Source organism: Paragemmobacter straminiformis (assembly GCF_014243445.1).
GTDB classification, from domain to species: domain Bacteria; phylum Pseudomonadota; class Alphaproteobacteria; order Rhodobacterales; family Rhodobacteraceae; genus Paragemmobacter; species Paragemmobacter straminiformis.
The window spans coordinates 649,998-667,419 of sequence record NZ_JACLQD010000001.1; the positions used below are offsets into that span (position 1 = coordinate 649,998).

Here is a 17,422-nt window from a genome sequence, read left to right on the forward strand (position 1 = left end):
GCATCCCTGCCCCGATCCTGCCCGAATTGACGATCAATAACGGGTCATTCGCCCTCATAGTTGCCAGAGGAAGACAATGGACCGACTGACCGAGATGGAAGCCTTTGCCACCGTGGTGGACCAAGGCGGCTTTACAGACGCGGCCAAGAAGATGGGAATCTCCAAATCGGCCGTGTCCAAGCACGTGTCGGCGCTCGAGGCGCGTTTGGGGGCGCGTCTGCTGAACCGCACGACCCGCCGCGTGTCACCCACCGAGATCGGGCTTGCCTATTACGACCGCGCCCGCCGCGTGCTGAACGATGCCGGAGAGGCGGATGCGCTGGTTACCAGCATGCAATCGGCGCCGTCGGGATTGTTGCGCATCAGCGTGGCGACCGACTTCGGCGTGAACCTTCTGTCGCCGATCCTTGGCGACTTCCTGCTCGAATTCCCCGACATCACCGTGAACATGGTGCTGAACAACCGTTATGTGGAGCTGATCAGCGAAGGCTTCGACCTTGCGATCCGCGTGGGCGAGCTGGAGGACAGCTCGTTGCGCGCCCGCAAGCTGACGGAAACGACCAAGCGCATGATCGCCTCGCCCGCCTATTTCCAGCGGCACGGGCGGCCGATGAAGATCGACGATCTGAACGACCACAAGCTGTTGCACTATTCCAATCAGGCCAATGGCAACGTCTGGAAGCTGACCGCCCCTTCGGGCGAGAAGCGTCAGGTGCGCACGGCGGGATGGCTGACGGTGAACGACGGCCAGTCGCTGCTGAATGCCGCCGTGTCGGGGCTGGGCATCGCCTATCTGCCCTCGTTCCTTTACGCCGATGCGATGAAACAGGGGCTGGTGGAAGAGGCCATTCCCGGCCTGCCCGTGGAAGTGCAAGGCATCTATGCCGTCTATCCGCCGGGACGGTTCACCCAACCCAAGGTGCGGGCTTTCATCGATTTCCTTGCACGGCAACTGATCGACAAGGGCCCGGACGCCTGGTAATTTCGAGCACGAGAACCTTTAGCGGGTCGGGGTGGGCAACACCTCGACCCGTCGGTTTTTGAGCCGCCCTTCGGGGGTGTCGTTGCTGGCGCGGGGGGCTGCAGGGCCAAGACCTTTTGCGGCGATGCGGTCGGGGGCTATGCCGTAGCTTGCCACCAGAACCTCGCGCACGGCGTCGGCGCGCTTTTGCGACAGGGCGGTGTTGGCCTCGACGCTGCCCGATGCATCGGTGTGGCCGACAAGGGTGACGCGGGCCTCGGGATTGGCGGCGAGCCAGTCGGCCAGTTCGCGCAGCGAGGCATAATCCCCCGACGACAGCGCCGCCATGCCCGAGGCGAAGCCGAGGTCCTCGAGAACGGCGGGTTCCCCTGCCGACAGGCTGGCTTGCAGTCCGGTCGCGGGCAGCGAGCCCGTGGGAAGGCCAGAGAGGTCGACGGCTTCGGCGGGCAGTTCGGGCGATTTGGTCGAGGCGGTCAGGTCGGGCGGGGCCTCGGTTCCGACGAGGGTCAGCTGCACGAAGCCCTGATCGGCCGAGCGGCTGACGAGAAGCGACAGGTATTCCGGCCCGTGCTTTCCGCTGCGGCTGGCCGAGAGGAAGCGGAAATCACCAAGGTCCACATGCATTTCGGGTTCGGGCAGGACGTCGATCGCGTAGCGGAAATCGAAGCCGCCGCAGGCCGCCGTTTCGCATTCGTAAAGCGTCTGCCACCCTGCGGCGGCGATCTGGTCACGCAGGGGGGAAATCAGTTCGAGCGTCGAGCGCCCCGCCCGGTCGAGCCGCCATGCGGTTTGCTGGAAACTGCCCTCGGTCAGTTTTGCCGGAACGGTATCGGCGGCGAAGGGACCCGTTGGCAGGCGGTACGAGGTGAGATCGGCGCGACGCTCGCCCTGCGCCGTGGCGGGGGCGTTGAAATCCAGCGTGAAGGCGCGGGCCGGAGCCACCGGCGCAAGGGCAAGCGCCACGGCAAGCCAGATTGCACGGCCTTGCCGCGCGGCGGGTTCTGCGCTGTTCCGACGGGTCTGCACTGCTCTGGCCTCTTTGCGGGCTCACAACTTCCGATAGTGGTAGTGTCCCACAACAGACATGTTCAGGGAAGCATAGAGTGCCCGCGCGCCCGCGTTCGCCTCGGTCACGAGAAGGGCAAGCGTGTCGGCCCCGTGATCTTGCGCCCATAGGGCGGCCGCCCGCAGGATATTGTGCGCGGTTCCCTGCCGACGATAGGCGGGCGCGACCTCGAGCGCGTGCAGCATGGCGGTCTTGCCGTGAAGGGCGACAAAGGCCACGCCGGCGGCACGGTCGCCGTTGCGGCCCAGAATCACGCATTTGGGGACCGCGACACGCTCCATCACCGCAAGCCGCGCGGGGTTGAGGCCGGATTCGAACCACAGCGCCGTGGCGATGCCAAGCGGCGGCCAATGGGGAAAGGTGGTCAGGAAAGGCGGCGCGGGGTCGGCAAGGGCTGCGGTCGGGGCGGCATAGGCGACGACGGGATCGTTGATGCGGTAGCCGCGCGCGGCAAGGGCCGCGTCAAGTGCCGCGTCGTCGGGCCAGATGACGAAGATCGGGCTCTGGCCCAGGGCGCGCATCGCGGCTTCGGCCTGCGGGATATCGGCCCCGGCCCAGACGCCGGAGGCACTGGTGGCGGATACGCGCTGCCCCGCCCCCTGCCCTTCGCGCACGATCCAGGGGCCGACCGCATGTTTCGCGGCGGGGGGCCATGTCGCTTCGGTCAGGGCGGGCAGGTCGATCATGCGAACATCTTGGCCAGCCGGGTCATGGCCGCGTCGATGCGGGCGGCATCGGTGCCACGGATCACAAGGTTGGTGCCGTAGACGCCGTTGGTGTTGAAGGGGTAGCTGCCCATCGAGAGGTCGGGGAAAGCGGCGGCGAGGGCGGCGAAATCCGACGCGATCTCGCCCTCGCCCCTGTTGACGCGCAGGGATTGCGACAGAAGCGGCGCGCCGCCGGTAAGGGTGGGAAGGACACCTGCGAGCATGGCCTCGAAGATGGTCGGCACGCCGGCCATGACATGCACGTTGCCAAGGGTGAAGCCGGGCGCTGTCGAGATGGGATTGTCGATCAGCGTGGCACCGTCGGGAATGCGGGCCATGCGTTGCCGCGCCTCGTTGAAGGGAAGGCCGGCGCGGTCGTAATGGGCCTGCAGCAGGGCCATCGCATCGGCCCGGTGGGTGATGGCCACGCCGAAGGCGGCGGCGATGGCATCGGCGGTGATGTCATCATGCGTGGGGCCGATGCCGCCCGAGGTGAACACGTGGTCATAGGCGGCGCGCAGCGCGTTCAGCGCCGTGACGATGCGGTCATGGTCGTCGGGGACGACGCGCGCCTCGGCCAGGGTGATGCCGTGATCGGTCAGCCGCTGGGCCAGATGGTGCATGTTTGAATCGCGGGTGCGGCCCGAAAGGATTTCGTCGCCGATGACCAGAATTGCGGCGGAAGGGTTGGGCATGGGCGTCTCTTTCGGCTGCGATGGCATGGGTATAGGGCGCTGCGTGGCGCTTTCAAAGGTGCTTCAGGGCGCAGGTCTGGTCTTTGACACGCAATTTGCCTATCTAGAGAGAAAGAGTCGCAAGGACAGACATGTTGGACGAAACGCGCGGTCGCATCACCAAGGACGGCATCCGCATCCACGAGGATGCGGATTTCGCGGGCATGGCCAAGGCAGGGCGGGTGGCGGCGGCGATCCTCGACGCCGTGGCGCCGCTTGTCGTGCCGGGGGCGACGACGGGCGAGATCGACGCCTTCATCACGGCGGAAGTCGAGCGGCATGGCGTGACCTCGGCCACGGTGGGATACAAGGGCTATCAGCACGCGTCCTGCATCAGCGTGAACCATGTGGTCTGCCACGGCATTCCGGGCAGCAAGGTTCCGGGCCGCACGAATGACGTGTTGCAGGCGCAGGACATCCTGAACATCGACGTGACGGTGATCGTGGATGGCTGGTTCGGGGATACGAGCCGGATGTATGTTGCAGGCACGGCCAAGCCCTTTGCCCAGCGCCTGATCAACGTCACCCACGAGGCGCTGATGCGCGGCATCGCTGCGGTGAAGCCGGGCAACACCTTTGGCGACATCGGCCATGCGATCCAGTCCTATGTCGAGGCCAACCGCATGAGCGTGGTGCGCGACTTCTGCGGACACGGGTTGGGCCGCGTGTTCCACGCCCCGCCGAACGTGCTGCACTACGGCCGTCCCGGAACCGGCCCCGTGCTGGAAGAGGGGATGTTCTTCACCATCGAGCCGATGGTGAACCTCGGCCGGCCCGAGACCAAGGTTCTGGCCGACGACTGGACCGCGATCACCCGCGACAAGAGCCTGTCGGCGCAGTTCGAGCATTCTGTGGGTGTCACCGCCACGGGCTGCGAGATCTTCACGCTGTCGCCCGCAGGCAAGTTCCATCCCACCCAGTGACCCTGCGGAGCGCGGGCAGGCCCGCGCAAGCCTTTGTCCCCTCCGGGGCGGGAAGATCAGGGGGGCTGCCGCCCCCCTCTTGGCCGTTCCGGCCAATTCACCCCCTGCGAGTATTTGGGCAAGGCTGAAAGGCTGTTGTTCCTGCCGCTTTCATACTCGGGGAAATATCCTCGGGGGGTGCGGGGGGCAGACGGCCCCCCGTTCCGCGGCTGGTGCGGTTCACGACGGCAGGGCGCGGGGAAACGGACGGGGGCGGGTTTTTGCTGCCCGAGGGTTGCATGCCCCTGCGTGGCGTGGAAATTTGGGGACAAAGCGAAAGGACATGTGATGAAGACCGTTTCGGAAAGCCGGGCCTTCGGTGGTGTGCAGGGCGTCTATTCCCATCCCTCGGCACTGTGCGATTGCGACATGACCTTCGGATTGTTCCTGCCCGAACAGGCCGAGGACGGGCCGGTGCCCTTGCTGTGGTATCTGTCGGGGCTGACCTGCACGCACCAGAATGCGATGGACAAATCCGGCGCGCAGCGTTGGGCGGCCGAGGCGGGGATCGGCATCGTGTTTCCCGACACCTCTCCGCGCGGAGCGGGGGTCGCGGATGATGCGGCCTTTGACCTTGGCCAAGGCGCGGGCTTTTACGTCAATGCGACCGAAGACCCGTGGGAGCCGCATTTCCAGATGTGGGACTACATCACCGACGAATTGCCGGACGTGCTGTTTTCGGCCTTTCCATTGGCCGAGGTGGCGCAGGGCATCACCGGGCATTCGATGGGCGGGCATGGCGCGCTGACCATCGCCATGAGTTTTCCGGGGCGGTTCCGGTCGGTTTCGGCCTTTGCGCCGATCTGCAATCCGACGGCCTCGGATTGGGGGAGGAAGCAGTTCTCGGCCTATCTGGGCAAGGACGAATCCGCCTGGGCGGCCTATGACGCCACGCTTCTGATGCGCAAGCGCGGCTTTGACGGGCCGATGCTGATCGATCAGGGGACGGCGGACCAGTTCCTCGACCTTCTGAAGCCCGAGGCTTTGGCCGAGGCGATGGCGGCGCGGCGGCAGGGCGGGTCGTTCCGGATGCAGAAGGGCTATGACCACAGCTACTTCTTCGTCTCGACCTTCATGGAGGAGCATGTCGCCTTTCACGCGGCGGCGCTGCATGCCTAGGGTCTACATCGACGCCGATGCCTGCCCCGTCAAGGAAGAGGCCGAGCGGGTGGCCACGCGGCACGGGGTGGCGATGATCGTCGTGTCGAACGGCGGCATCCGGCCTTCGGCCAATCCGCTGGTGGAAAGCGTCTTCGTGACGGAAGGCCCCGACGAGGCGGACAAGTGGATCGCCGAACGGGCCGGGCGCGGCGATGTGGTGGTGACGGGGGATATTCCGCTGGCGGCCCGCGTGATCGCGGCGGGAGCGGTCGTGGTCAAGCACAATGGCGAGGTGCTGAACGGGCGCAACATCGGCAATGCGCTGGCCACGCGCGACCTGATGCAGGATCTGCGCAGCGCCGACCCGTTCCGGCAGGGCGGGGGGCGGCCTTTCAGCAAGGCGGACCGGTCGCGGTTTCTGGAGGTGCTGGAGCGCGAGTTGCGGGCGGCAAAGGCGCTGGGGTGAGGCGTGGCGGTGCGCAACGCGTGCGCACCCTACGCGCCCTGTAGGGTGCGCACTCGTTGCGCACCTGCTGCCCCCCCATCGCGCAGCCGTTCAAACCCGCCCTGTCCATGTCGCGGGCGGGACAGATTAACGCGGGATGGCGCGGTGAAGTCGGGGCATCATGACCACGCATCCCCCGGCCCGCGTCAAGCTGACGGGCATCCTTTTGGCGCTTGGCGGATCGGCCACGCTGTCGATCAACGATCTGGCGATCAAGTTCCTGTCGGGATCTTACGCGCTGCATCAGGTGATCCTGATACGGGCCGGGATCGGGATGGTGTTCCTGATCGGGCTGATGCATTTTTCCGGCACGGGCTTCCGGCAGGTTCTGACCAGACGGCCCAAGGACCACATGATCCGCGTGGGTTTCGTGCTGTGTTCGAACCTGTGCTATTTCCTTGGCCTTGCCGCCCTGCCCTTGGCCGATGCCGTGGCCATCGCCTTCGTCTCGCCCCTGCTTGTCACGCTTCTGTCGATCCTTGTGCTGGGCGAGGAGGTCGGGCCGCGGCGCTGGCTGGCGGTATGTGTGGGCATGATGGGGGTCGTGGTCATGTTGCGGCCGGGCAGCGGGGTGATCCAGCCTGCGGCGGTGCTCGTGCTGGTTTCGGCCTTCTGCTATGCGTCGTCGCACATGATGACGCGGCGGATGAAGGATACGGAAAGCGCCATGGCGCTTTCGTTCTTTGTGCAATGCGGGTTCATCGTGCTGTCCACGCTGATGGGGCTGACCGTCGGGGACGGGCATTTTTCGGGGTCGGACAATGCCTCGATCGCGTTCCTGTTCCGGCCCTGGGTCTGGCCGCCGCTGCATGATCTGCCGTGGTTTCTGGCCACGGGGATCGCGGTGGCGATTGGCGGGTTGATGGTAAGCCAGGCTTACCGCCTGCTCGAGGCGGCCTTGGTGGCGCCTTTTGAATATGCGGCGATGCCGCTGGCGATTTTCTGGGGCATCGTGATCTTCGGCACCTGGCCCGACATGACGGCGGCGGTGGGGATTGCGCTTATCTGCGGGGCGGGCCTTTATACGCTGTGGCGCGAGACGCGGCGGAAGAAGGACGTGACCGGTGACCCCCGAGGCAGTGATCTTTGACATCGGCAACGTGCTGACGCGCTGGCAGCCCGAGGCCTTTTACGACCGTGTGATCGGGGAAGAGCGGCGGCGGGCCCTGTTCGCGGCGGTGGACCTGCACGGGATGAACGATCTGGTCGATGCGGGTGCGGCCTTTCGCGAAACCGTCCATGACTGGGCCGCGCGGCACCCCGACTGGGCTGCGGAAATCCGGCTGTGGCATGACCGCTGGGTCGAGTTGGCAAGTCCGCGCATCGACGGGTCCATCGCTTTGCAAAGGGCGCTGCGGGCCAAGGGCGTGCCGGTCTTTGCGCTGACGAATTTCGGGCGCGACACTTTCGAGCATGCCTTGCCGCTGATGGATTTCCTGCGCGATTTCGACCGGCTTTACGTGTCGGGCCGGATGGGGGTGATCAAGCCCGATCCGCGTATCTATGCAATGGTCGAGACGGATTGCGGCATTGCGCCGGGGCGGCTGCTCTTTACCGATGACCGTGCGGACAATATCACCGCGGCGGCGCGGCGGGGCTGGCGGACGCATCAGTTCGAAAGCTGGCAGGGCTGGGCGCGGCGGCTGGTCGCCGAAGGGTTGCTGACGGAAGGCGAAGCGGGGCTATGAGCATCGAGATCATCGGACCGGAGGCCGAGGCGCTTTTGTCATGGCAGGGGCTGACCGATGCCCTCGAGGCGGGCCACCGCCTGCCGAGGGCCGAGATCAAGGACCTGTTCCTGTACCGTGGCAAGGATACGATCCTGAACCGCGCGGCATGGATCGACGGCTTGGCGCAGCTGGTCAAGGTGGCGACGATCTTTCCGGGCAACGGGGCGCTGGGGTTGCCGTCGATCCACGGGGCAGTGAACCTGTTCGACGACAGGACCGGGGACCTTAGGGCGCTCGTGGATTTCCATCTGGTGACGAAATGGAAGACGGCGGGCGACAGCCTTTTGTCGGCCAAGCGGCTGGCGCGGCCGGATTCGGGGGTGATCCTGATCCTTGGCGCGGGGCCTGTGGCGCGGTCGATGGTTGCGGCCTATGGCTCGCATTTCACGGATGCGCGGTTTCTGGTCTGGAACCGCACGGCGGCGGGGGCCGAGGCGATTGCGGCGACCGATGCGCGCGTGACGGCGGTGACGGACCTTGCGGCGGCGGTGCGGCAGGCGGATATCGTCTGTTCGGCCACCATGACCAAGACGCCGATCCTGCGCGGCGAATGGCTGCGGGCGGGGCAGCATATCGACCTGATCGGCGCATATCGCCCCGACATGCGCGAGGCCGACGACGAGGCGATGCGGCGGGCGCGCATCTTCGTCGACAGCCGCGCCACCACGATCCACCATATCGGCGAGATCATGGACCCCATCGCCAATGGCACGATCACCGAGGCCGATATCGCCGCCGATTTCTACGATATCGCGGCAGGGCTGTACCGGCGGTCATCCGCCGAGGAGATCACGCTTGCCAAGAATGGCGGGGGCGCGCATCTCGACCTGATGACGGCGCATTACATCATGGGCTGCTGGACCAACCGGAGGGAACCGCAAGCGGACCAGAGCGTTCGGTAAGCAAGGGGCACACCGCCCCATGCAGGAAGGGTTCTGCCCATGTCGATCATCTGGACCATCATCATCGGCTTCATCGTGGGCATCATTGCCAAGATGATCGCGCCGGGGCGGAACGAACCCTCGGGGTTCATCCTGACCACGCTTCTGGGCATCGTCGGGGCTTTCGTCGCGACCTATCTGGGGCAGGCACTTGGCTGGTATCCCCCGAACCAAGCCGCCGGATTCATCGCCGCCGTGATCGGCGCGATCATCGTGCTGGCCGTGTGGGGCGCAGTCTCGCGCCGCGCGTGACCTTGTTTGCCGCCCAAGGTGGCGGCAAGCGGTGGCACGGCCAGAACCATCGCGCCCTGCCCTTTCGGGCATCGCCGCCGTGGCGGGATGCTTGAACCGCGCCAAACGGGGCGGGTTGCCGGGGCGGGGGGAGCTGGCCCGAAGCCCCCGTCCCGCGCGCGGTGAAATCCCTGCGCGCCTGTCGGCAGGGCCCGCATCCGCTACCGGAGACGGGCGCCGACGGCGGCTTTGGCCGCCTGACGTTGCGAAATTCCCTTTGACACGACCCGGCCCTGCGGCACACGTTCCGGCAGAGTGGTATGCCTGCGTAACGAGTGGAGAGTTGAATGGCCGTTTTTCAGGGCGGAAGCGCCAATGATGTGATCACGGCAGGAGCCGAGAGCGATTACATCAACGCGGGCGAAGGCAACAACACCGTTCAGGCCGGAGGCGGCACCAACGCGGTCGTCGCGGGGGCGGGCAACGATACGGTCATGGCCGGTTCGGGCGACGACGCCATTTCTGCCGGTGAGGGCCGCAATCTGGTCGAGGCAGGCGAGGGGAACAACGTAGTCTCGGCCGGTGCGGGCGCGGATACGATCACCGCCGGGGCCGGCAACGACGTGGTCTTTGCCGGTGAGGGCAGCAATGCTGTCGCGGTCGGTGACGGGCGCAATGTGGTTGGCGCCGGATCGGGGGCGGACACGATCCTGTCGGGCGGGGGCGACGATGTTCTTGGCGCAGGCGAGGGCAACAACAGCATCGACGCGGGCGGCGGCAACAACACGATCAGCGCGGGGTCGGGCAGCGACAGCATCGCAACGGGCGCGGGCAACGATGTCATCGCGGCGGGCGAAGGCAACAACAGCATCGCGGCGGGTGACGGGGCCAATGTCATCGCGGCCGGTGGCGGGGCGGACCGGATCACCGCAGGGTCGGGCGCCGATGTGATCGCGGCAGGCGAGGGCAACAACAGCATCGACGCGGGCGGCGGGCGCAACATCGTAAGCGCCGGGTCAGGCAATGACAGCATCGCCAGCGGCGCGGGGGATGACACGATCTTTGCCGGAAACGGCAACAACACGGTCAACGCGGGCGCGGGCAACAACCTGATCGCCACGGGCTTTGGCAACAACACCATCACCACGCTTGGCGGCAACGACACGGTGTTCGGCGGACAGGGCAACAGCCTGCTCGATACGGGCGGGGGCAGCGACCTTGTATATGGCGGCATCGGCAATGATGTCTTTGTCCACCGCTTCGGGGCCAACGCGGGGGCAAGCGATTTCTACGAGGGCAGCACCGGCCGCGATACGCTGCGGCTTGAACTGACGCAGGCGGAATGGCAGCGGGCCGATGTGCAAGCGGATGTGGCGCGGTTTCTGGCGCATCTGGCAAGTGCCACGAACCAGAGCCTCGGGCTTGCGGGGCTGACGACGCCGTTCACCTTTGCCTCGACCGGATTGACGGTGTGGAACATCGAGGGGTTCGAGGTCGTGGTGGCGGGGGTCGTGCTGGACCCGAGGAACGAGGCGGTCACGGCGCGCGGCGACCTTGCCGGAACGACCGAGGACAGCCCCGCGCCCGCGATAGACCTGCTGGCCAACGATCTGGTGCCCGATCGGGTCGCCTCGGTCACGCTGCTGACGCCCTCGGCGCTGGGAACCGCCGGTCTGGCCCTGTCGCTGGACGGGGCGGTGCAGACGGCGGTTCTGACCTTTACCCCCGGTGCGGCATTGCAATCGCTGCGCGAAGGCGAGGTCCGGTCCGAGACGCTGACCTATCGCGTCACCGATGCGAATGGCGATCAGGCGACGGCCACGGTCACCATTTCGGTGACCGGGACGAATGATGCGCCGACGGTTTCGGCCCATGCGGCCGATGTGGTCGAGAATGCCGTGGTGACGGGTGCGGTCACGGGCCTGGATGCCGATGCGGGAGAGACGGCCACGCTGAGCTATGCGCTGACGGGGGCCGCGCCGGAGGGGCTGAGTTTCCTGCCGGATGGACGGTATTCCTTCGACGCCTCGGGCTATGATGCACTGGCCGAGGGCGAGACGCGGGTTCTTTCGGTGGGTTTCGTCGCGACCGATGTTCACGGGGCGGCATCAGAGCCGCGAAGGCTGACGATCACGCTGACAGGCACCAACGACGCGCCGGTTGCCGTGGCGTCGGTCGCTGCGGTGGACGAGGGCAATGCCGTTTTCGGAACGGTCACGGCCCTTGATGCCGATGCGGGCGAGACGGCCACGCTGACCTATGCGCTGACCGGCCCTGCGCCAGAGGGGCTGAGCTTCGGGTCCAACGGCAGCTATTTCTTCGACGCCTCGGGCTATGATGCGCTGGCCGAGGGCGAGACGCGGGTTCTTTCGGTGGGTTTCGTCGCGACCGATGTTCACGGGGCGACATCAGAGCCGCGAAGGCTGACGATCACGCTGACAGGCACCAACGACGCGCCGGTTGCCACGGCGGCGGTCGCGGCGGTGGACGAGGATGCCGTGGTGACGGGGACGGTCACGGCCCTTGATGCCGATGCGGGCGAGACGGCCACGCTGACCTATGCGCTGACGGGGGCCGCGCCGGTGGGGCTGAGTTTCCGGCCCGATGGCAGCTACAGCTTCGACGCATCGGGCTATGGCCATCTGGCGCAGGGCGAGACGCTACAGGTGCAGGTGGGCTTTACCGCGACCGACGCGCAGGGGGCCAGTTCGAACGAAGAGACCCTGAGCTTTACCATCACCGGCGCGAATGACCGGCCCGTGGTGCAGGACATCGCCATCACCTTGGGCGAGAACGCGGCGACCTTCGGGATCCTGTCGGGACGCGATGCCGATACAGGCGACAGCGACTCGTTGACCTATGCGCTTGTCGGGCCCGCCATTCCGGGGCTTGTGGTCAATCCTTCGGGCGGGTTCAGCTATGCGGCGTCTTTCGACCGTTTGGCGCAGGACGAGACCTTTAGCTTTACCGCCGTCTATGTCGCCACCGATGCGCTTGGCGCGCAGTCTGACGGGGGGCAACTGACGATCACGGTCGTCGGAAGCAACGATGCGCCCGTGGTGAGCGGACCGATCACCCGGACCGTGACCGAGGATGCGGGCGTGGTCGCGGTCGATGCGCTGGGCAATGCGTCGGATGTGGACAGCGCCGCGCTTTCGGTCCTGTTCACCGCGCCGCTGCCGGCGGGGGTTTCCTATGACGCAGGAACGCAGCGCTTCCTGATCGATCTGAACGCGCCAGCCTACCAGCAGCTCAACACGGGGCAGAGCGCGACGGTTACGGTGAACTACGGGGTGAGCGATGGCTTAGCGACGGTGCCCACCTTTGTGACATGGACGGTGCAGGGGGTGAACGACATTCCCGCAAGCCCGCCTGTGGTGACCACCGGCGCCGACCCGCTGGACAATGACGCCCGCGGCGCGGCGGCGGCGGGCATATTGACGGGAAACAACACCGCCGAAACCATCTACGGCGGCGCGGGAGGCGACACGATCGCGGGCCAAGGCGGGGCCGATACGATCTATGGCGGATCGGGGGCCGACAGCATTTCGGGCGGGGGCGGCACCGACCTGATCTATGGCGGGTCGGGCAATGACGTGATCACCGGCGACGCCAATGCCGATACGATTCAGGGCGGCTACGGTGCCGATACCCTGACCGGAGGCGCGGGGGGCGGGATTTCCGACGTCTTTGTCTTTGCCTCGCTGTCCGACACCGGCGACCGGATCACCGACTTTGCGCCGAACACGGACAGGATCGACCTTGGCGCCATCGACGCGGCCCCGAACGATCCTGCGGTGGGCGCGTTCAGCTTTGGCGGCACGACCGCGAGGGCGGGCGGGGTCTGGTATTTGCAGCTTGGCGGCGACACGGTCGTCTACGTCGATACGGATGGCGATGTGTCATCGGCGGAACTGGTCATTTCGCTGACCGGAACGCTGACGCTGGCGGCCACCGACTTCGTGCTGTAGCGGCGCGAAAGGCACCGCCACCCGATGCCCTGCGGGTGGCGGCGGCGCACAGGTTCAGGAGCGCCGTTTCAGGATGGCCAGTTCAGGACGGGTCCTGCGCGGGGCAGCTGCCGCCTTCCAGATCGAGGGGACGCGCGAACTCGTCAGGAATGGACGAGGTGGCGAGACTTGAGGTCAAAACCCTGCCGGTCTTGGGGTCGCGCAGCGCCCACCAATGGGTGATATCGTCGATGAAGGCGTAGTAGTGCAGGTTCTGGCCGATGCGCGACAGGGCGCGCGGCTTGCCCATCGTATCACCAAAGACCCAGACGCCGGTATCGGTGTCGGAGTAGAAGGCGACGATGTGCAATTCGCTTTGCCGCGTGGGAAGCTGCGTCACCAGCAGCCCGAGGCGGCTTGACGGAAAACCGGCGCATACCGCCAGCTGCGCGCTGGTCACCGCGACATCGTCGCAATCGGCGGCGGGCTTGCGCTTGCCTTCGATCACGGCGGCGGTCAGCGGTGTCCATGTGTCGGCCCCCGGATCGGGGCGGAAGAACACGCGCTTTTTCAGGCGGTTGTCGATCTCTTGCAGGGATTCGATGCTGGTGCCATGCGGCCATTCATTCGCGTCGTAAGAGCTTTGGAGCGCGCCGCAGGTCGCGATGGAGCCGAAATCGCGCTTCATGATGTTGGACTGGGGCATGAACCAGTTCATGATCTGCGGAAAGGGATTGTCGCGCGCGGCAAGGGGGGCCGCCCCGAGCGGGGAAAGCAGTGCGATACAGGCCAGTCTGAAACAAAGTGAAAGTGAGGGCATTTCATCACCGTCATCGGAACTGCCATGCACGCCAAGGCCAAGCGGACCAGACGCACCGTTACATCTTGGGCTATCCGTAAGTTTCAGGCCGATCAATCATAAGGCGTATTTCCGGCAAATATCCATACCGATGCCCCGGCAATACCCATACGAAACGATGGGTAAAAGCCGCGCCGCGCGGCGTGGCACAAGGGGCGGGACGGCAAGGCGAATCAACCGACGCGCCGCCTAGTCCCGGCGCAGCGGGGTTTTCGACGGGGCATCCTTGACGTCGCTGATGACGTTTTGCCACGCGAGATCGAGCAATTCGCGCGTCAGGCGGACGGGCTGGCCCAGATAGCTTGACGCCGCCGAGACATGTTTCAGCAGAAAGCCGGGATGCGCGCCCGAGGTGACAAGACCCTGCGCGGGATAGGTCTTGTCGTAGAAGTCTTCCACCACCTCGGGCACGTAAGGCACGGCGCGACGCACGCAGGCGCGGCGGAAGATTTCCAGATACTCGGCGCGCGTGGGGCTGGGAACGTGGATCTTGAAGAAGATGCGGCGCAGGCCCGCGCTGTCGGTGATGTCGGTCATGCGCATGTTGGTCGAGAACACCAGAAGCAGGTCGAAGGGCACGACGAACTTCTTGCCGGTGTGCAGGGTAAGAATGTCGAAGCCGCGTTCCAGCGGACCGATCCAGCGGTTGATGAAGGCCATCGGATGCTCTTTCTGGCGCCCGAAATCGTCGATCAGGAACATGCCGCCCAAGGCCTTGATGTGCATCGGGGCTTCGTAGAAGCGGGCATGGGCCTCGAAGATGAGGTCGAGCTTGCCAAGGGTCAGCTCTCCTCCGGCGGTGATGATCGGGCGGCGGCAGCGCACCCAGCGGCGGTCGACGGCCTCGCCCTGGTCTTCGCTGACGACGATGTGGACCGTGTCGTCGAAAACCTGGATGATCTCGTTTCGCACCATGAAGGCATGGGGAAACAGGATCGTGTCGCTGAAGGTGGTGGCCAAAGCCTCGGCGATCGAGGTCTTGCCGTTTCCGGCCTCGCCATAAAGCAGGACCGAGGCGGCCGAGTTCACGGCGGGGCCGAGACGTTCGGTGAGGCCCGCAGGCAGGACGAGATGCGACAGGGCTTGTTCGAGACGGGACTGATGGATGGTTTCGGCGCTGATGCTTTGGGCTTCGACCTGTGCGACGAAGGCTTCGAGCGGCACAGGGGCCGGACCGACATATTGCGAAACGGCCAGAACCTCGGCGGCCCAGACCTCGCCGCGGTCGGACAGGGCAAAGCGCAGGTCCGAGCGCATCTCGCTTTGCAGGGCCAGACCGCGCGCCTCGATCAGTTGCAGGCGCACCATTTCTTCGGCCAGCGCACGCACGATGACGCGGGGAAGGTGGATCGCGTCGGCCAGTTGCGAGATGGCCATCACGCCATTGTATTTCATGATCTTGGCGGCAAGCCCGATCAGGAAATCGACGCTCAGTCCGGTCTCTTCGAGGCTGGAGGGCGCGGCGGGATGGGTGAAATCGGTCATCGGCTGTTCTTCGTCCCTGAATGCGTCCGGCGGCGTAACAAGGCGCGCAAGGCATCCAACAGCCCAAACGCGCCAAGAGCAAGCCGCAGGCAGGGCGGAAAGCAGGATTTGTTAACACAGCAGCAGGGCTGGTCGGGCGGGACCGCCCGCAAGGCGGCGACTGCAAGGCGCGGCAAGGTTTTTCGGGATTTTTTGATTTGGTCGGAGCGAGAGGAACATAACCCAAAATTCGAAAGAGCGAGCATCGTCAATAAGTTGTTGACTATCTTGACACTTTCTTGGGACCACTGTTCCGGAATTGTGTTCCGGAGAGGTGGTCCGGAAGTCTTCGGAGAGGCTGATGACGCGTGGAACTTATCTCTTCAAGCGGGACGGGGTTTACTACGCCCGAATCGATGTTCCGACCGATCTGGTCGCCGCTTTGGGGAAAGAAACGCTCAAGAGGTCGCTCAAGACGAAAGACACACGCGAAGCAAAGTCCAAGTTGCCCTCGATCATCGCAGAGTGGCAGGACCTGTTTATCGCGACACGGTCCAAGCTCGCCGTTTCGCCCTCTGACCGAGAACACGCCGTCTGGGACCACTACACTTCGGAGTTGCGCGCTGACGAGTCGGAACGCGTTAATCGCCCATCGGAAACCGAGATCAAAGCAGCAATCGACCGTATTCAGGCGCGTGTCGAGAAAGGCGAAATCACCTCTACCGATCCGCTAACCCTTCTTGAGGCCACGCTCGACGTGCAAGTCATGAAGAATGCAAAGACGTTTTCCGAGACAGTGCGACGAGCCAAGCTCTCCGAACTGAAGCGTCATCTCGCGTCCAATATCACAGTCCTCGTCGCTGATGCCGTCGACGACTATCTGACGAAGAACAAGTTCAAGATCGCCAGATCAACCCCCGAATGGGTTTCGCTCGCACGACTTTTCATGCGCGCGGAGATCGACGCCCTTGAGCGAACAATGGAAAGGGATGTTGGCAACTACGAAGGTGTCCCGAAAGACCCGTTGATCAAGCAGCCATCGCAGGAGCGCGGTAGTCCGCACGGCTCGGCCGCGCCTGGAGAGACGATAGCGGAAGCCTTGGAAGCCTTTCGGAAGGAGAACCCGCGGAACGTTTCGAAGAGTAGGATCGACGAAGCCTGCCGCGACATCGGCATCTTCATTCAGACGGTCGGCCTTCGCTTCCCAATTGCGAACGTCACCAAGAAACACGTGCGCGACTGGAAGGCCCTGCTCATGAAGTATCCGGTGCGTGCTACCGAGGTCGTCGATCTCCGCGGCCTCACCATCGCCGAGGCCGTCGCTGCGAATGAAAAGCTTAAACGACCAGTGCTGTCGGACAGAACAGTGAACCGATATCTGTCTAGCCTTTCCGCCTTTTGCTCCTGGGCTGCGGTGAACGGTTATATCACGACCAACCCATGCCAGGGGATGGCGCTTCCGAAAGAGCGCAGATCCAAGACGCTGCCTTTCACGAGCGATCAAATGAACATCCTCTTTCGTTCCCCTCTCTTCACGGGAGCCCAGAGTGGAGACAAGTGGAGCCTGATCGCCCGCCCCGGCAATGTCATGATCCGTGACCACCGGTTCTGGGTGCCGTTGATCATGCTCTTCACCGGTGCACGGCCAGGAGAAATCGGCCAACTCGCGCTGTCCGATGTGCGCGAGGAGCACGGGCACTGGATCATGCACATCACGACCGAGGGTGACGATCACGAGCAGGGCAAGACCGTAAAGACCGAAGGGTCCATGCGCGTCGTCCCGCTGCATCCGGAACTCATCAAGCTGGGCCTGCTGACATATCACAAAGAGCGGAAGGCAGCCGGCGATAGGCAGTTGTTTCCGGGCGCGACGAGGAACGAGCGTGGGCAGATGATGTCGGATCTTTCACGAGAATTCGGCAAGTATCTTAAACGCATTGGCCTGAAAGACGGTCGCGGCCTCTCGCTCTACTCGTTCCGCCATGGTGCAGCTGACGCGCTCAGGCGCGCGGGACATCTCGACGAACAATTCGGTTTCTTGCTTGGCCACACCAAGGCATCGATGACGCAACGCTACGGACTTCTGCCCCAGGGAATGTTGGATCAGCGCGTCGAGCTTATCAGGTCGATCGCCTATCCGGGGTTGCAGCTAGGCCACCTCTATCTGCCCACGCAACCTTAGCCTCGCGC

General features: G+C 64.9%; 15 protein-coding genes. 10 read left to right on the forward strand and 5 right to left on the reverse strand.

Translation table 11 applies throughout. The annotated features are described in order from the left end of the window. The first annotated feature begins 76 nt into the window (after positions 1-76). Positions 77-982, forward strand: coding sequence for a LysR family transcriptional regulator (locus H7F16_RS03085; protein ID WP_185796073.1), 906 nt, complete (start codon positions 77-79; stop codon positions 980-982). Positions 983-1,000: 18 nt separating this feature from the next. Here the strand turns inward: H7F16_RS03085 and H7F16_RS19955 are convergent, their stop codons facing one another. From H7F16_RS19955 to H7F16_RS03100, 3 genes are read right to left on the reverse strand one after another with little or no spacing between them, the layout of a single operon-like run. Next, a complete protein-coding gene (locus H7F16_RS19955; protein ID WP_185796074.1) occupies positions 1,001-2,008 on the reverse strand; it encodes an OmpA family protein in 1,008 nt (335 codons plus the stop codon). 21 nt (positions 2,009-2,029) lie between these two features. After that, positions 2,030-2,734 carry a GNAT family N-acetyltransferase gene (locus H7F16_RS03095; RefSeq protein ID WP_185796075.1) on the reverse strand — a complete coding sequence of 235 codons (705 nt, stop codon included), beginning with the start codon at positions 2,732-2,734 and terminating at the stop codon, positions 2,030-2,032. Continuing rightward, on the reverse strand, positions 2,731-3,450 hold the full coding sequence (locus tag H7F16_RS03100) for a competence/damage-inducible protein A (RefSeq protein ID WP_185796076.1): 720 nt from the start codon (positions 3,448-3,450) through the stop codon (positions 2,731-2,733). Before H7F16_RS03100 ends, H7F16_RS03095 begins: the two co-directional genes overlap by 4 nt. Positions 3,451-3,581: 131 nt before the next feature. Here H7F16_RS03100 and map point away from each other — a divergent pair, with 131 nt between their 5' ends. From map to H7F16_RS03140, 8 genes are all read left to right on the forward strand, one after another. Beyond that, complete coding sequence (gene map / locus H7F16_RS03105) at positions 3,582-4,412, forward strand: type I methionyl aminopeptidase (protein WP_185796077.1); 831 nt, start codon at positions 3,582-3,584, stop codon at positions 4,410-4,412. Positions 4,413-4,739: 327 nt separating this feature from the next. Next, positions 4,740-5,570 (forward strand): S-formylglutathione hydrolase, encoded by an 831-nt coding sequence (gene fghA, locus H7F16_RS03110; protein ID WP_185796078.1) that lies wholly within the window; start codon positions 4,740-4,742, stop codon positions 5,568-5,570. Continuing rightward, positions 5,563-6,018 carry a YaiI/YqxD family protein gene (locus H7F16_RS03115; RefSeq protein ID WP_185796079.1) on the forward strand — a complete coding sequence of 152 codons (456 nt, stop codon included), beginning with the start codon at positions 5,563-5,565 and terminating at the stop codon, positions 6,016-6,018. Before fghA ends, H7F16_RS03115 begins: the two co-directional genes overlap by 8 nt. A 160-nt stretch (positions 6,019-6,178) precedes the next feature. Further along, the gene (locus tag H7F16_RS03120; protein ID WP_185796080.1) at positions 6,179-7,147 is read left to right on the forward strand and encodes a DMT family transporter; all 969 of its coding nucleotides are present in this window, start codon (positions 6,179-6,181) and stop codon (positions 7,145-7,147) included. After that, positions 7,122-7,745, forward strand: coding sequence for an HAD-IA family hydrolase (locus tag H7F16_RS03125; RefSeq protein WP_185796081.1), 624 nt, complete (start codon positions 7,122-7,124; stop codon positions 7,743-7,745). The genes H7F16_RS03120 and H7F16_RS03125 overlap by 26 nt, the downstream gene beginning before the upstream one ends. After that, entirely contained in the window at positions 7,742-8,689 is a 948-nt protein-coding gene (locus H7F16_RS03130; protein WP_185796082.1) for an ornithine cyclodeaminase family protein, read from the forward strand. The genes H7F16_RS03125 and H7F16_RS03130 overlap by 4 nt, the downstream gene beginning before the upstream one ends. A 39-nt stretch (positions 8,690-8,728) precedes the next feature. After that, positions 8,729-8,980, forward strand: a complete 252-nt coding sequence (locus H7F16_RS03135) for a GlsB/YeaQ/YmgE family stress response membrane protein (protein WP_185796083.1) — start codon at positions 8,729-8,731, stop codon at positions 8,978-8,980. A 326-nt stretch (positions 8,981-9,306) separates the two neighbouring features. Then, a complete protein-coding gene (locus H7F16_RS03140; RefSeq protein WP_185796084.1) occupies positions 9,307-12,930 on the forward strand; it encodes a beta strand repeat-containing protein in 3,624 nt (1,207 codons plus the stop codon). Between the two features lie 82 nt (positions 12,931-13,012). On the opposite strand, the gene H7F16_RS03145 is transcribed toward H7F16_RS03140, so the two are convergent. Both H7F16_RS03145 and H7F16_RS03150 read right to left on the reverse strand, forming a co-directional pair. Beyond that, positions 13,013-13,627, reverse strand: a complete 615-nt coding sequence (locus H7F16_RS03145) for a hypothetical protein (protein ID WP_185796085.1) — start codon at positions 13,625-13,627, stop codon at positions 13,013-13,015. A 330-nt stretch (positions 13,628-13,957) separates the two neighbouring features. Then, positions 13,958-15,253: an AAA family ATPase gene (locus H7F16_RS03150; RefSeq protein ID WP_185796086.1), complete on the reverse strand. Its 1,296-nt coding sequence runs from the start codon at positions 15,251-15,253 to the stop codon at positions 13,958-13,960. 340 nt (positions 15,254-15,593) lie between these two features. Here H7F16_RS03150 and H7F16_RS03155 point away from each other — a divergent pair, with 340 nt between their 5' ends. Then, positions 15,594-17,414 (forward strand): site-specific integrase, encoded by a 1,821-nt coding sequence (locus H7F16_RS03155; protein ID WP_185796087.1) that lies wholly within the window; start codon positions 15,594-15,596, stop codon positions 17,412-17,414. The last annotated feature ends 8 nt before the right edge of the window (positions 17,415-17,422 follow it).

What these genes read in the sequence shown, in the direction of transcription:
- H7F16_RS03120 (WP_185796080.1), top strand. Translation starts at nt 6,179, where the DNA reads ATGACCACGCATCCCCCGGCCCGCGTCAAGCTGACGGGCATCCTTTTG.
- fghA (WP_185796078.1), top strand. Translation starts at nt 4,740, where the DNA reads ATGAAGACCGTTTCGGAAAGCCGGGCCTTCGGTGGTGTGCAGGGCGTC.
- H7F16_RS03100 (WP_185796076.1), bottom strand. Translation starts at nt 3,450, where the DNA reads ATGCCCAACCCTTCCGCCGCAATTCTGGTCATCGGCGACGAAATCCTT.
- H7F16_RS03130 (WP_185796082.1), top strand. Translation starts at nt 7,742, where the DNA reads ATGAGCATCGAGATCATCGGACCGGAGGCCGAGGCGCTTTTGTCATGG.
- H7F16_RS03150 (WP_185796086.1), bottom strand. Translation starts at nt 15,253, where the DNA reads ATGACCGATTTCACCCATCCCGCCGCGCCCTCCAGCCTCGAAGAGACC.
- H7F16_RS03095 (WP_185796075.1), bottom strand. Translation starts at nt 2,734, where the DNA reads ATGATCGACCTGCCCGCCCTGACCGAAGCGACATGGCCCCCCGCCGCG.
- H7F16_RS03085 (WP_185796073.1), top strand. Translation starts at nt 77, where the DNA reads ATGGACCGACTGACCGAGATGGAAGCCTTTGCCACCGTGGTGGACCAA.
- H7F16_RS03135 (WP_185796083.1), top strand. Translation starts at nt 8,729, where the DNA reads ATGTCGATCATCTGGACCATCATCATCGGCTTCATCGTGGGCATCATT.
- H7F16_RS03140 (WP_185796084.1), top strand. Translation starts at nt 9,307, where the DNA reads ATGGCCGTTTTTCAGGGCGGAAGCGCCAATGATGTGATCACGGCAGGA.
- H7F16_RS03145 (WP_185796085.1), bottom strand. Translation starts at nt 13,627, where the DNA reads ATGAACTGGTTCATGCCCCAGTCCAACATCATGAAGCGCGATTTCGGC.
- map (WP_185796077.1), top strand. Translation starts at nt 3,582, where the DNA reads ATGTTGGACGAAACGCGCGGTCGCATCACCAAGGACGGCATCCGCATC.
- H7F16_RS03155 (WP_185796087.1), top strand. Translation starts at nt 15,594, where the DNA reads ATGACGCGTGGAACTTATCTCTTCAAGCGGGACGGGGTTTACTACGCC.
- H7F16_RS03115 (WP_185796079.1), top strand. Translation starts at nt 5,563, where the DNA reads ATGCCTAGGGTCTACATCGACGCCGATGCCTGCCCCGTCAAGGAAGAG.